This window comes from Aggregatibacter segnis (genome assembly GCF_003130075.1).
GTDB classification, from domain to species: Bacteria; Pseudomonadota; Gammaproteobacteria; order Enterobacterales; family Pasteurellaceae; genus Aggregatibacter; species Aggregatibacter segnis_A.
The window spans coordinates 80,643-95,234 of record NZ_NRCW01000007.1; the positions used below are offsets into that span (position 1 = coordinate 80,643).

Genomic DNA, 14,592 nt, shown 5'->3' on the forward strand with positions numbered 1-14,592 from the left:
CTTTTAAAATCGACCGCACTTGGGCTCAATAGGGGGTCAATACCCTGACTTATTCTTCGTCCAAGTCGATGTTGATACCAAGTGAACGGATTTCTTTCATAATTACGTTGAAAGATTCCGGTGTACCCGGATCCATGTGTTGGTTGCCGCTGACGATGTTTTTATACATCTTCGTACGACCGTTCACATCATCGGATTTCACGGTTAACATTTCTTGTAAGGTATAAGCTGCACCATAAGCTTCAAGTGCCCACACCTCCATCTCACCGAAACGTTGACCACCGAATTGCGCCTTACCACCCAACGGTTGTTGAGTAACAAGACTATAAGAACCGGTTGAACGCGCGTGCATTTTGTCATCAACCAAGTGGTTCAATTTGAGCATATACATGTAACCTACCGTTACCGGACGCTCGAATTTCTCACCTGTACGACCATCATAAAGGGTAATTTGACCGGAAGTCGGTAAACCACCAAGCTCTAATAAGCCTTTAATTTCTTTTTCATGGGCACCGTCAAATACCGGTGTCGCAATCGGCAAGCCTTTACGCAAGTTTTGTGCTAAACGCATTACTTCTTCGTCTGTAAAGGTGCTGAGATCCACTTTTTGTGAACCGCCGCCAAGGTCATAGGCTTTCTGCATGTATTCACGCAATTTCGCGATAGATTGTTGTTGTTTAATCATCGCGTTAATTTGATCGCCGATACCTTTTGCCGCCAAACCTAAGTGAGTTTCTAAGATCTGACCGATATTCATACGGGACGGAACGCCCAGCGGGTTCAATACAATTTCAACAGGTTGACCGTTTTCATCGTATGGCATGTCTTCCACAGGGTTAATTTTTGAGATAACCCCTTTGTTACCGTGACGACCCGCCATTTTATCACCCGGTTGAATTTGACGTTTCACCGCCAAGTACACTTTAACGACTTTCAACACGCCCGGTGCCAAATCGTCGCCTTGGATAATCTTGTTGCGTTGAACTTCCAATTTACGTTCAAATTCTTTGCGTAATTCTTCGTGTTGTTCCGCTAACTGCTCTAATTGGTGTTGTTTTTCCTCGTTATCCAAGGTTTGTTCCAACCATTTAGTGCGGTCTAATTTATCTAAGGATTTCGCATCGAAACCACCGGATAACAATAGGTTGCGGACACGCATAAACAAGCCGGCTTCCAAAATCTCAAACTCTTCGCTCAAGTCTTTTTTCGCTTGTTTTAATTGCATTTCTTCGATTTCTAACGCACGTTTGTCTTTTTCTACGCCATCACGGGTAAACACTTGTACGTCAATAACGGTACCGGAAACGCTGTTTGGTACGCGTAAAGAAGAGTCTTTCACATCAGACGCTTTTTCACCGAAGATCGCGCGTAATAATTTTTCTTCCGGAGTTAATTGGGTTTCACCTTTTGGTGTCACTTTACCCACCAAAATATCGCCGCCCTTCACTTCTGCACCGATATACACGATACCGGATTCGTCTAATTTACTTAATGCAGCTTCACCGACATTAGGAATATCTGCAGTAATTTCTTCTGCACCTAATTTGGTATCACGTGCCACACAAGAAAGCTCTTGAATGTGAATAGTGGTGAAACGATCTTGTTGTACGACACGTTCGGAAACTAACATGGAGTCTTCGAAGTTATAACCGTTCCACGGCATAAACGCCACACGAATATTTTGACCGAGTGCCAACTCACCTAAATCGGTAGAAGGACCATCCGCCAAAATTTCACCACGCTCAACCGGCTCGCCTAATTCCACACAAGGAATTTGGTTAATACAGGTGTTTTGGTTAGAACGGGTATATTTGATTAAGTTATAAATATCAATACCGGCTTCGCCCGCAACGGTTTCGTCTTCATTGACTTTCACCACAATACGGGAAGCGTCCACGTATTGAATCGTACCACCGCGTTTTGCAACAACCGCAACACCGGAGTCAAGCGCTACCGCTTTCTCAATACCGGTACCGACTAATGGTTTGTCTGCACGCAAGGTTGGCACTGCTTGACGTTGCATGTTCGCACCCATCAAGGCACGGTTCGCATCGTCATGCTCTAAGAACGGAATTAATGCTGCCGCCACAGAAACCACTTGTTGTGTTGAAACGTCCATATAGTGAATTTCTTCAGGTTTATAAAGACCTGATTCACCATGTTCACCACGACAGGTGACAAATGCATCGGTAAAGCGGAACTCTTCATCAAGATTTGAGTTCGCCTGTGCGATAACGTATTTACCTTCTTCAATCGCAGAAAGGTATTCAATTTCTTCAGTCACTTGGCCATTGACAACTTTACGATATGGCGTTTCTAAGAAACCATAGTCGTTGGTACGCGCATAAACGGAAAGAGAGTTAATCAAACCGATGTTCGGACCTTCAGGGGTTTCAATCGGACACACGCGACCATAGTGAGTCGCATGGACGTCACGCACTTCAAAGCCGGCACGCTCACGAGTTAAACCGCCCGGACCCAATGCAGAAATACGACGTTTGTGTGTAACTTCTGATAACGGGTTGTTTTGGTCCATAAATTGAGATAATTGAGATGAACCAAAGAATTCTTTCACTGCAGCAGAAATCGGTTTCGCATTAATTAAATCTTGTGGTGTAACAGCTTCCAAATCACCTAAAGACAAGCGCTCTTTCACTGCACGCTCAACACGCACTAAGCCAATACGGAATTGGTTTTCTGCCATTTCACCCACAGAACGAATACGACGGTTACCTAAGTGGTCGATATCATCCACTTCACCACGACCGTTACGAATTTCGATCAATTTCTTCATGACACTGACGATATCTTCGTTACTTAATGTGCCACTGCCGGTGGTTTCTTCAATCCCTAAAGAGCGGTTAAATTTCATGCGGCCTACCGCAGACAAGTCATAACGGTCGGAAGAGAAGAATAAATTCTCAAATAACGCTTCTGCCGCTTCTTTTGTCGGTGGCTCACCCGGACGCATCATACGGTAAATTTCCACTAACGCGCTTAAACGATCGCTAGACGGATCAACACGTAATGTTTCGGAAATATATGGGCCGTAATCCAAGTCATTTGTGAATAAGGTTTCAACTGTGGTATAGCCTGCTTGTGCTAATTTCGCCAATACCTCAAGAGAAAGCTCCATATTCGCCGCACAAACTAATTCGCCGGTATCTAAATTGACATAGTCTTTCGCAGCAACTTTACCCACGATATATTCCGTCGGTACGTCTACTTGTTTAATATGATCTTTTTCTAATGCTTTAATATGACGAGCAGTAATGCGACGACCACGTTCTACATACACTTTGCCATTTGCTTCAATATCAAATGCCGCCGTTTCACCACGTAAACGTTCAGGCATTAAATTCATCAGCAATTTATTATCTTTAATTTCGAAGATAACTTTATCAAAGAAAAGATCTAAGATTTGTTCTGTGGTGTAACCCAACGCGCGCAAGATAATCGTTGATGGTAATTTACGACGACGGTCGATACGTGCATATAAGTTATCTTTCGGATCAAATTCAAAATCCAACCATGAACCACGGTAAGGAATAATACGTGCGTTATACAGCACTTTACCTGAAGAGTGAGTTTTACCTTTGTCACTATCAAAGAATACACCTGGACTACGGTGTAATTGAGACACGATAACACGCTCGGTACCATTAATCACGAAAGTACCATTATCGGTCATTAGTGGGATCTCACCCATGTAAACTTCTTGTTCTTTAATATCTTTGATCGTGCCTGGTGCAGCGTCTTTGTCATAGCTGACTAAACGTAGTTTGACGCGTAATGGCGCAGAATAAGTAGTGCCGCGAATTTGGCATTCGCGCACATCAAATACCGGCTCACCTAATTGATAGCTGACATATTGTAATTCGGTATTTCCATTCGTACTAACAATCGGAAATACAGAACGAAAAGCGGCTTCTAAGCCTTGTTGACCATCCGGATCTCTTTGAATAAATTTTTCAAAAGAATCAAGCTGGATTGTCAATAAATAGGGAATATTTAAAACTTGCGGACGTTTGCCGAAGTCTTTACGGATTCGTTTTTTCTCGGTGTAGGAGTAAACCATAGGGTTCCTCTGCTTGCTGTTCAGTGACCCACAATCAACACGCAATATTTATGGCAAATATTGGTGATAATGTATTAGATACCGTTTTTAGATGACCGCACTATGAACCTTACTTCTTGAGTGGGTAGCTCAAATTAAAATGCTTTGTTTAACTTGAGGAAACAAAAGTAATCAAACGGCAAATTTACTTCTGTTTTTGATAGCACAAAATGGCTGATGGTCACCCACCAGCCATTTAGCCTGAGAAACAGGAGGAAACAAAATCAAAATTATTTGATTTCTACTTTCGCGCCAGCTTCTTCTAATTCTTTCTTAAGCGCTTCTGCTTCTGCTTTAGCAATGCCTTCTTTCAATACAGCTGGTGCAGATTCAACTAAGTCTTTAGCTTCTTTCAAGCCTAAACCAGTTGCACCACGTACTGCTTTGATTACCGCTACTTTGTTAGCACCAGCTTCAGCAAGAACTACGTCAAATTCAGTTTTTTCTTCAACTGCTGCTGCGCCTGCTGCCGGAGCTGCTGCTACTGCTGCCGCTGCTGAAACACCGAATTTTTCTTCCATCGCTGTGATTAATTCAACGATTTCAGTTACAGATTTAGAAGCAATCGCTTCAATGATTTGTTCGTTAGTTAATGACATAACAATCAATTCCTAAAGTAAATAAAGTTAATTGGATGAAGAAACGCTTGATTAAGCCGCTTCTTGTAATTTGTCGCGTAATGCCGCAAAAGTGCGAACAAGTTTGCCTGCCGCAGCTTCTTTCATTGTGCCCATTAAACGTGCAATTGCTTCGTCGTAAGTCGGTAATGTTGCTAAGAATTCAACATCTTGGATCTTACCTTCAAAGGCTGCACCTTTAAGTTCAAACTTATCGTTTGCTTTTGCAAATTCTTTGAACAAACGTGCTGCAGCACCTGGATGTTCAGTAGAGAATGCGATAAGTGTTGGACCGGTAAATGTGTCTTTCAAACACTCGAATTCAGTGCCTTCTACCGCACGACGTAATAAAGTATTACGAACAACGCGCATAGAAACACCGGCTTCGCGTGCAGATTTACGCAATTCGGTCATTTTATCTACTGTCACACCACGGGAATCCGCAATTACAGCAGAAAGGGCACCTTTGGCTGCTTCATTTACTTCGGCAACAATTGCTTGTTTGTCTTGAAGATTTAATGCCATTGGCTTTTTAGCTCCTGAATACACTCCGATCGCTCGGAATTTAAATACCTAATAAAACGACTATTAGGACGAATTCGGTGCACAGAAGCAAGAAAATTCTTATTCTGTTCACCATCTACGTAGGATGATTAAGATTGCTCCCCTACGGTCTTGGACGGGGCTTGAATGAGGTCAAGCACCAACCAGAAATGCTAAACCGCAAATAAAATACGGTCTAAAAAGGACGCAAATTATAACGATCGAAATAACATTTGTAAATGCCTGATGATAAAAAAATCACCAATTCGACAATAATAAATGTCCGAAAAAATAACCGCACTTATAAAAGTGCGGTCATATTTCATCGTATTTCTACGGATTATAGTGAAGCTTGATCAACAGCGACACCGGCACCCATTGTAGTAGAAAGACTTACTTTCTTAATGAAGATACCTTTAGATGTTGCAGGTTTCGCTTTAGTTAAAGCCGCTAACAACGCTTGAAGGTTTTCTTTCAATTGTACTTCAGAGAAGTTTGCTTTACCGATAGTGGTGTGGATGATACCGTTTTTATCGTTACGATAACGGATCTGACCAGATTTAGCATTTTTAACTGCTTCAGCAACGTTTGGTGTTACAGTACCCACTTTAGGGTTTGGCATTAAACCACGTGGGCCTAATACTTGACCTAATTGACCAACAACACGCATTGCGTCAGGAGAAGCGATAACAACGTCAAAGTTCATTTCGCCTTTTTTGATTTGCTCAGCTAAATCTTCCATACCTACTAAATCAGCACCAGCTTCTTTAGCTGCTTCTGCGTTTGCACCTTGGGTGAACACAGCTACGCGAACTTCACGACCAGTACCGTGTGGTAATACAGTTGCACCACGAACGTTTTGGTCTGATTTACGAGGATCGATACCTAAGTTTACTGCAACGTCAACACTTTCAACGAATTTAGCCGTTGCGAATTGTTTTAATACCGCGATCGCTTCGTTGATTTCGTATGCTTTAGTAGAATCTACGCCAGCTTTGATTGCTTTCATTTTTTTAGTCAATTTAGCCATCGTATTATTCCTCCACCACTAAGCCCATAGAGCGAGCAGTACCAGCAATTGATTTCATTTTAGTTTCGATAGACGCGCCAGTCATATCTGCTGCTTTAGTTTCAGCGATTTGACGAACTTGATCTAAAGTTACTTTACCCACTTTATCTTTGTTCGGTTTACCAGAACCAGATTTGATACCTGCAGCTTTTTTCAATAATACTGCTGCTGGTGGAGTTTTAGTTACGAAAGTAAATGAACGGTCTGCATATACAGTGATAACAACCGGAATTGGTAAACCTTTTTCTAAGCTCTCAGTACGAGCGTTGAATGCTTTACAGAATTCCATGATGTTCACACCTTGTTGACCTAATGCAGGACCAACTGGTGGTGATGGGTTTGCCATACCAGCTGCAACTTGCAACTTAACGTAGGCTTGGACTTTTTTTGCCATTTTAGTTTCCTCTAAATGGGTAATAACGCTATTGCTAGCTCCCCTGTTGTTAAAAAGGGTTGCATTCTAATCAAACGCAACCGGTTTTTCAAGTAAAATGCCGAAAAAATGTACCGCACTTAAAAAAGTGCGGTGGAAAATTCAAACGTTTTACTAGTTATTCTTTTCTACTTGGCCGAACTCAAGTTCAACCGGCGTAGCACGACCGAAAATAGATACAGACACTTTTAAGCGGCCTTTTTCGTAATCTACTTCTTCAACTGTACCATTAAAGTCTGCGAATGGCCCTTCGGTTACACGCACTTCTTCACCCGGTTGGAAGGTTGTTCTTGGTTTCGGTTTATCGCTGTTTTGTTCCAAGCGATTTAAAATGATATCCGCTTCACGATTACTAATTGGCGCTGGTTTATCCGGTGTACCGCCGATGAAACCCATCACGCGTGGCACGCTACGCACCAAATGCCAAGTATCATCGTTCATTTCCATTTGTACTAACACATAACCCGGGAAATATTTACGTTCACTTTTGCGACGTTTACCTGCCACATTTTCGACAACTTCTTCTGTCGGCACTAACACTTCACCGAACTGTTCTTCCATATTGTGAAGTTTGATGTATTCACGCAACGTAGTCGCTACGCGCGCTTCAAAACCGGAGAACGCTTGCAACACATACCAACGTTTTTTATTTGCGGTTTCGGTCATTTTAGAATCTCCAGTCGGTTAAGAAGGTAATGATGCTAACGATAATTGAATCCAAGCCCCAAAGAATTAAAGACACAAATACGGTCACACCAACAACGATAAAAGTTGTTTGCGTTGCTTCCGGACGGCTTGGCCAAACAATTCGACGTAATTCAGTACGGGCATCTTGAAAGAAACCAAGGGCTTTTCTCCCTTGATTGGTCGTCGCTGCCCCCCCTAAAGAAATCAACAACAACACGATAACCGCGACAACGCGAATCGGGGTGGAATATTGATCTTGGAAATAGATATTACCAAATGCACTCGCCGCAATGATTGCAACGGTTAACAACCATAAAAAAATGTTTAATCCTTTAGACTTTTCAACGGAAGCCTCAGATTCATTTTTCTTTTTCTCAATCTCTAATGCCATAAAAATTTATCCATTATGTAACTTTAAAAAATAGGGATCCTTTTTCGAACGCAGGATTATAGCAGCTAATTTTCCAGTTTCACAATTAAAAATTGTGCATTTATACAAGTGCGGTCGTTTTTCAGCGTGTTTTCGGTATTATGTAGCAGTTGCACAAAGACCAAAATTTAAACAAAACTGCACAAAAATGCCCTTATTTCGATAAGGGCATTGTTTTTACTATAAGTGTATTTTACAGAATTCTGCTCATTTTTCCATTACTCGCTTTTCGGTTTTCTTCTAAACAATTTTTCACGTTGCTTCTCTAATAGCATTTGTTCCATTATCGTAGGATAGGCTTGCTCGCAAAGTGTAATATATTCGGGTTGGGTAAGGTGTTCCCTAATTTTAGTCGGGCAACGTAGATAGATTTTATCTTCTGCAAAACTACTAATAATAGAAAGCATCTGATAAGGTTTTCCATCTTCAGTTTCATAGACTTCATCGGTAAATTGCATTTCAAATATTGCCACGACTACCTGATTATTGGCGATTTCATAGGCTCCGTAAAATATCAGTGGATTACGGGGTAAAGTGCTGACTTCTTTCGCAAGGTCTCGCAAATTGTGATAGAACAAAAGATAAGCATCATCTTTTACGTTTGAATACATCTGAGCCAGTTCTCGCATAAAAGTTTTGAATGTTTCATAGTCCATCTTTTTTAAATCCACGTTAAGTGGCGTGTGTGTCATGGTTTCCATTATTGTTCCTTGTGTTGCTTTAAATTGTTTAGGCTACGGCTAAATATTGGTTATCGTTTGAGGCTTCCAAACATAAACTTTCCAATCCGAATTTTGCCGCAGGTTTCTTATTTCCCTGCCAGTAGCCAGTTAAATCTCGTGAAGGTCTGGCTTTCAAACAGCGTTTTAGTACATTGTCGAATTTGTCTTTATCTGACTGGTAACGAAAATCCTCACGCTATGCAGTTTCATTCGCATAGTGCATCATGTAATTATTTCCCATCTTATGATACACACCCATAATCATTCTTCTAAATCTTGCAAAGAAGGATTCAGCTAGGTTATTGGTGGTGCCGTCAATCGAACAATACTCTTGTGAATGATTTACGCGACATAAGTCATAGTGAAATGCCAAGCCATCATAAGCAGGATTTTCATCAGCACAAATTGTAGATTTTGGTGCGACTAAGCGATGTGTTAAAGCAAGTATATCATCAGCATTTTCCTCTTTAACTAACGCAACAAGTGTGCGGTCGGCTCCTTTTATTATTTCCTGATTTGCAGCTTGTTGACGGAAAACCATAACGCAGGATTTATCTTTACGTTGGTGACATCTCTTACGTCTATCAATTCGTTTATGTTTAAAATTTTTTGGGCGAAGGTAGTTATTCACATAACAACCATCAATATGAATAATGCCTGTGAGTGGCGTGTAATCTTGCGTTTTTTCAACTGCTTCACGAAATTTATGTAGTAATGCCCATGACGTTTTATATTGCACACCAATATGACGAGATAAGTTAAGCGCAGAAATCCCTTTACTATTGATAGTGAAATAATAAACCGATAACAGTAGCTTTTTTAGGGAAAGTTTAGTGTGCTGAAAAATCGTACCACTTTTTACAGAAAAACGATGTTGGCAATGTTTGCACTGCCATTGCTTACGAGAAGAAATAAAATAGGCTTTATGCTCAATCTGGCAACGAGGACATTGAACAGTATGAAAACAATGAGAATTTCCCCAACGAGCATTTTTCAGAAAGATAAGGGCTTCACTATCAGATAAATCATAGATCGCAGAGATAGATAAATTGCGATAGGCAGAAAGTAATTGTGGTGGCGTTTGCTTCTTTTTCATTTATTTGTTCAACATTCATAATTAGCTCCTGACTTATTGCTTTATGCCCAATAAGTCGCGTTTCTCTTGTTAAATTGGTTGAACAAATTAAATATAAAAAAAAGCAAACGAGAAGATTTGCTTAAAAGTGGGAATATTCTAGTTCAAAATTTACTTAGTTTGCAATAAAAAGATGCCCTTTAAAGCTCTTATCGACTATAACAGCAAGAATATTGATTAATTAAGGTTATGAGCCATGTGAATTTCCTTGTGTTGCAAGGTGTTAGCCAAACGCTGGAAATGAGAAATCGCCCACTTAAAAATCTTAAGTCAGCTCAAAGCGTTTGGGTTTTGAATACCTATGAACACTACAAGGAAATCATGCTAGAAATCAATAAACCGAAAGGCATAATGCTTGCCAGTTAGCCGAGTAATTGGCTTAGTGATTTACTGGGGCTTACTAAAAGTATTGAGCAAGACTATTATAAATGTATTCACACAACAATCTTATATTAAAGTCCAATAACTAATTGTCTCATTACTCTATACGCTGCTTCGTAAACTTTATTTGTATCTTTATCAGGGGCAATTTCCCCGTGAAATAAAGCATTCCTTAAATTATAAATTATTTCTAAAGTAGCTTTATAAATTAAATCTTCATTATCAACAAACTGATATTCTCCAATCTTTAAATAAGGTTCAGATTTTGTTAATAATGAAATCTTTTTTCTTGGATTAGCTTCTTCAAAAATTCCATTGATCTTACGTTTCTGAGAATCACTTAAAGATTTAAATCTTTTGTCACGATTAAAATGCGCTAAATCATACTCGTTGTGAGTGTAGCATAATAAAGTTTTACTTGAACTTGAATTTTTCACTGTGACAGTGACTCTTTTTATACCAACTCTTTCTAATTCAATATGAACGTAATATGAAATATTTCTATTAGAATAGTTTTGTGTTAAATTGCTTTTATCTAGCTCTACCATAAATTCTTCAAAATATAGTCTATCTCCGCCATATACTATATGGTTATTTAATAAACAATAATGGAAGTGGGCGAGATTATTTTTAAAGTACGAGCTATCTTCATTATTTCCATTTAGTAAACTTAAAAATCTCTTCCTAAATAAGCATTGTGGAGATGATTTTATTTCATTAATGGCTTCTCTATCTGTTTTTAAGTTAGGATAAGAATTTTTATACCAAGCATTAAATGAAATCCAACTTTTAACAAAATATGTGAAGTAATCTATATCAGATAATGACTTCCATTTTTCTATATTATCAGTGTACATTGCAGTCATTAGTTTGTTTTCCTTTTATAAAATCTAAAGCTGATTCTTGATCTTTTTCAATTGCTAACTCAACAGCTTTCTTAGCTTTTTCTAACAATCCTTTACTCTTAATACGTAAGTAATTAGATTGTCGGATTAAATCGGCGATTTGGGTTTGAATTTTCTCTTCTACATTTGGAATAACAATTTGTTTAATATCGTTTGCAGAAATATTTGTTTGAACGCCACCAGTTCCCATACGCTCTAATTGATATTTTCCGATAATCGAATTAATGATGAGCGGCAATACCTCGACATTAATATTTTGAGGAGAGATTCGCATGATTCTTTGATTTACTACCGCATTTACACCTTTAGGCACTTTACAAGAGTTTCCAATAGTACCGGACATTGATATTAGTATGTCATTTTCATTTGCAACATCTTTAGGACTTAAACTAATATCTCCTTGTGGAATCAACATAGCATTAGATATATCTAATGTGCCATTCCCGATATTATTAATTCGGATTAAAGGGATTCCCGTTTCTGTATATGTCTCACTTTTGTAAGCAAAACCAGTTGAAAAATCTTTAATAAAATAATCTAAGGTATTATATCCTTTAGGATAGCTCTTGATTTTATCTATCAATTTTTCATACTTTTCCTGATAAAACTCTGCATCCAGCCTACCCGATGTACCGAAACTGTTGGAAAAGGATTTGATATTGAACTTTTGTAATGGCGGGTTGAAGTCTTTTAAACCTAAATGCTCTAAAAGCAGGTTTTGGGCTTGCTCGTAAACTATTTTTGATTGACGTAATTTTTGATGAGCCAATTCACATTGCCCTTGAATACTTTCATGAAATTCATCATCAAAAACAGGTATCAACATCTCATTTATCTTGTACACAAATAAACTTAGCTGAACATTTCCTGTTGATTCTCGCAGAGATTGAAATCGTCCATATTTTGAATTTAAAAATGTAGAAAGATAATAAGCAGGGATATTTTCTTTTATACGGATAATTCCAACATGACGATCCGAATTTGCTGGTAATTGTTCTTGTTGAACAACCGCTGTATTTCCAATCGTTCCAACTGTTGAAATAATGACATCATTTAGCCTTAATGCCGTTTTAGGATTTTCTTTATGCTGTTTAGTCGAAATATACGCATTTCCAGATAAATCAAAATAATTATCTTTTGGCGATTTAGCTGAAATCAAATTGATTTCACTGTTTTCACAAAAATCGATTGAACTGTGAATCCCATCTGTAACACTCGCAATCTCTGAAATACGCTTATACTTCCACTTTTTGATTTGACTCAATAGCTGAATATTTTCTTTCTTAAAAAATTCAGCATCTAATCTTAATTTGTTATGTTCAAAAATTAATTCGGAAAATTTAACAACTTGAATCTCCAGCCCCCCCAACAACCGCTGATATTTCGTGGCATCAAAGGGGCTTAGGGCTTTCCCACAAAAGACAATTTTTCTTTTTTAGCAAATTCTAAAAAGGCTTCAGCTATCCCATCTTGAGTTTTGCCATCGTGGTTAAACAGGTCGTGCTTAACGATTAAATGCCCGTGACTATCCAGCACGGGTGAACCATCTTCATTACGGACAAAGATTTTATCGCCGCTGTTGTCTTTACTCGGTTCTTGCATGGTAGCAAAGAAAATTGGATAGTCCTCCACTTTTGGACAAAGAGTGTCATGCCATTTTTGTACGAATAAAACGCTGGTTTTGGTGCCAGTATGTGGTTTAAATACGTTCCCATGCAAACCAACTACTGCAAGGATACGACAACGTTCTGCAATAAATTCGCGAATGGCTTTGTCAGAGCTGTTATTGAAACGTCCTTGCGGTAATACTATCGCCATGCGTCCGCCGTCTTTTAAAAAGTCCAAATTGCGTTCGATAAAAAGAATATCGCGTCCGACTTTAGTTTGCGCTTTGCCGTTCGGTTTCTTGCCTAATTCATATTTGCTTAAAATTTGGCTTTCTTTAATATCTCCTGCAAATGGTGGGTTTGCCATTACAATATCAAATTGAAAATCTCTATTACTTTCCTTACTCGTACGGAGTTTTTTTATGTTTACCCAACCTTTATTATAAGTTTCTACCCATTCTGTATCACTAACAATTCCTTTTTTCTCATTACCTGTTTTTTCATCCCATCTTTCCCAGTCTAAAGTATTCAAATGAAGAACATTTGTTTGTCCATCACCTGCAATAAGATTTAATGTTCTTGCAACTCGAACAACTTTCTCATCAAAATCTATTGCAAAAACTTTATTCGTTACATATTTTATACAATCACTAGGTTTTTCTTCACTGGTAAATAAATGACTCTTATTTAATCTTTGCTCTTTTAGAATTTTTTCCCATACATGAAAAATTGTATGTACAGGGAATCCACAGCTACCTGCCGCAGTATCAATAATACTTTCATATTTTGTCGGATTAAGCATTCTTACACACATATCAATAACGTAACGAGGTGTGAAATATTGACCTTTTTCACCTTTGCTTGATTTACTAATTAGATATTCAAAGGCTTCATCTACTACATCTAAATTAGAATTGAATAACTTAACATCTTGAAGAGATGATACACAAACAGATAAATGTGATGGTGTAAGTTGGATTTTTGCATCTTCAGAAAATACTCCGCGCCATTTTTCTTTTGCCTCATCAAATAAAGACTGGATTTTGTTTTTTAATTCATTTTCTGTATCACCATTATTTCTGAATTCTAGATATCTATTTTTATCTCTTCCGCTTTCCATTTCATCATAAAGTTTTGTAAAGATGAGTTTAAATACTTCCTCAAATACATCTACCCCAGCATTAGCTAGAACCTCATCTTCCATTTCAAGAATAAGATCTTTTAATGATTTTCTCTCATTGACTAATTTATCACGTTTAATTAGATCACTTATTGTGTAGCGCTCGTTTAATATATCTGAAAGTTTTTCATTTACATTAGGGATATTAGGTATATCTTCAAAATAGTTAGGATCTTTGCGGTGATAAAATGAAATTGACTCACCATTTGTCCAAACTCCCATCGGTGAACCAGTAGCGTTGCAATAAGATTTTAATTGTTCTTTACCATCTTTTAAATTTGGTTTTTTTAATTCAACGATAATATAAGCTGAACCTATATTATCTTTATCTTGAATAATAATATCCGCACGCTTTTCTTCTCTACCAAAATTAACAATGCTTTCTACATTAATTCTATCTATTGGATATTGGTATTTATTAATGAGAGTAGATAAATAAAGCTGTCTAACAATTTCCTCTGGAGTAAGCTTAATTTCTTTTTTGCGTATAAGACAAGGAACAAAATAGACTGTTTTACCTTTTTGCTCCTTAGAGGTGATTTTTGATTCTAACTCTTCGAGCTGACCTTGCGTAAATTGAGTTAGTTTATATTGGCTATCTTTAAGGATTGTTTCTAATTTAATAGCATTAGTCATTAGCAACCTCCCAAAACAAATTTGCAAGGTTGGGATTTATAAAAGAAGCTATATGTAGGCTTGTAGGCTTGTAGGCTTGTAGGCTTGTAGGCTTGTAGGCTTGTAGGCTTGTAGGCTTGTAGGCTTGTAG

General features: G+C 38.2%; 11 protein-coding genes and 1 pseudogene. All 12 read right to left on the reverse strand.

Features of this window, described 5'->3' with window-relative positions; genetic code table 11:
• Positions 1-49 precede the first annotated feature (49 nt).
• The 12 genes and pseudogenes from rpoB to DK415_RS08330 all read right to left on the reverse strand — a co-directional run bounded on the left by rpoB (position 50) and on the right by DK415_RS08330 (position 14,462).
• Positions 50-4,078, reverse strand: coding sequence for a DNA-directed RNA polymerase subunit beta (gene rpoB / locus DK415_RS08275; protein WP_109433221.1), 4,029 nt, complete (start codon positions 4,076-4,078; stop codon positions 50-52).
• Positions 4,079-4,347: 269 nt separating this feature from the next.
• Positions 4,348-4,716, reverse strand: a complete 369-nt coding sequence (gene rplL, locus DK415_RS08280) for a 50S ribosomal protein L7/L12 (protein WP_109064804.1) — start codon at positions 4,714-4,716, stop codon at positions 4,348-4,350.
• A gap of 51 nt (positions 4,717-4,767) precedes the next feature.
• On the reverse strand, positions 4,768-5,259 hold the full coding sequence (gene rplJ, locus DK415_RS08285) for a 50S ribosomal protein L10 (RefSeq protein ID WP_005703558.1): 492 nt from the start codon (positions 5,257-5,259) through the stop codon (positions 4,768-4,770).
• Between the two features lie 358 nt (positions 5,260-5,617).
• Positions 5,618-6,307 carry a 50S ribosomal protein L1 gene (rplA, locus tag DK415_RS08290; protein ID WP_005703561.1) on the reverse strand — a complete coding sequence of 230 codons (690 nt, stop codon included), beginning with the start codon at positions 6,305-6,307 and terminating at the stop codon, positions 5,618-5,620.
• Positions 6,308-6,311: 4 nt separating this feature from the next.
• Positions 6,312-6,740 carry a 50S ribosomal protein L11 gene (gene rplK / locus DK415_RS08295; protein WP_005627653.1) on the reverse strand — a complete coding sequence of 143 codons (429 nt, stop codon included), beginning with the start codon at positions 6,738-6,740 and terminating at the stop codon, positions 6,312-6,314.
• A gap of 153 nt (positions 6,741-6,893) precedes the next feature.
• Positions 6,894-7,445 (reverse strand): transcription termination/antitermination protein NusG, encoded by a 552-nt coding sequence (gene nusG / locus DK415_RS08300; protein ID WP_048750834.1) that lies wholly within the window; start codon positions 7,443-7,445, stop codon positions 6,894-6,896.
• A 1-nt stretch (position 7,446) separates the two neighbouring features.
• Positions 7,447-7,857 carry a preprotein translocase subunit SecE gene (secE, locus tag DK415_RS08305; protein WP_109433222.1) on the reverse strand — a complete coding sequence of 137 codons (411 nt, stop codon included), beginning with the start codon at positions 7,855-7,857 and terminating at the stop codon, positions 7,447-7,449.
• A 257-nt stretch (positions 7,858-8,114) separates the two neighbouring features.
• A complete protein-coding gene (locus DK415_RS08310) occupies positions 8,115-8,597 on the reverse strand; it encodes a hypothetical protein (protein ID WP_109433223.1) in 483 nt (160 codons plus the stop codon).
• Positions 8,598-8,625: 28 nt separating this feature from the next.
• Positions 8,626-9,714: pseudogene (locus tag DK415_RS08315) on the reverse strand (IS1595 family transposase).
• Between the two features lie 491 nt (positions 9,715-10,205).
• A complete protein-coding gene (locus tag DK415_RS08320) occupies positions 10,206-11,000 on the reverse strand; it encodes a hypothetical protein (protein ID WP_109433224.1) in 795 nt (264 codons plus the stop codon).
• Positions 10,981-12,411 carry a restriction endonuclease subunit S gene (locus tag DK415_RS08325; RefSeq protein WP_109433225.1) on the reverse strand — a complete coding sequence of 477 codons (1,431 nt, stop codon included), beginning with the start codon at positions 12,409-12,411 and terminating at the stop codon, positions 10,981-10,983. Before DK415_RS08325 ends, DK415_RS08320 begins: the two co-directional genes overlap by 20 nt.
• 29 nt (positions 12,412-12,440) lie before the next feature.
• The gene (locus DK415_RS08330) at positions 12,441-14,462 is read right to left on the reverse strand and encodes a type I restriction-modification system subunit M (RefSeq protein WP_109433226.1); all 2,022 of its coding nucleotides are present in this window, start codon (positions 14,460-14,462) and stop codon (positions 12,441-12,443) included.
• Positions 14,463-14,592 lie beyond the last annotated feature (130 nt).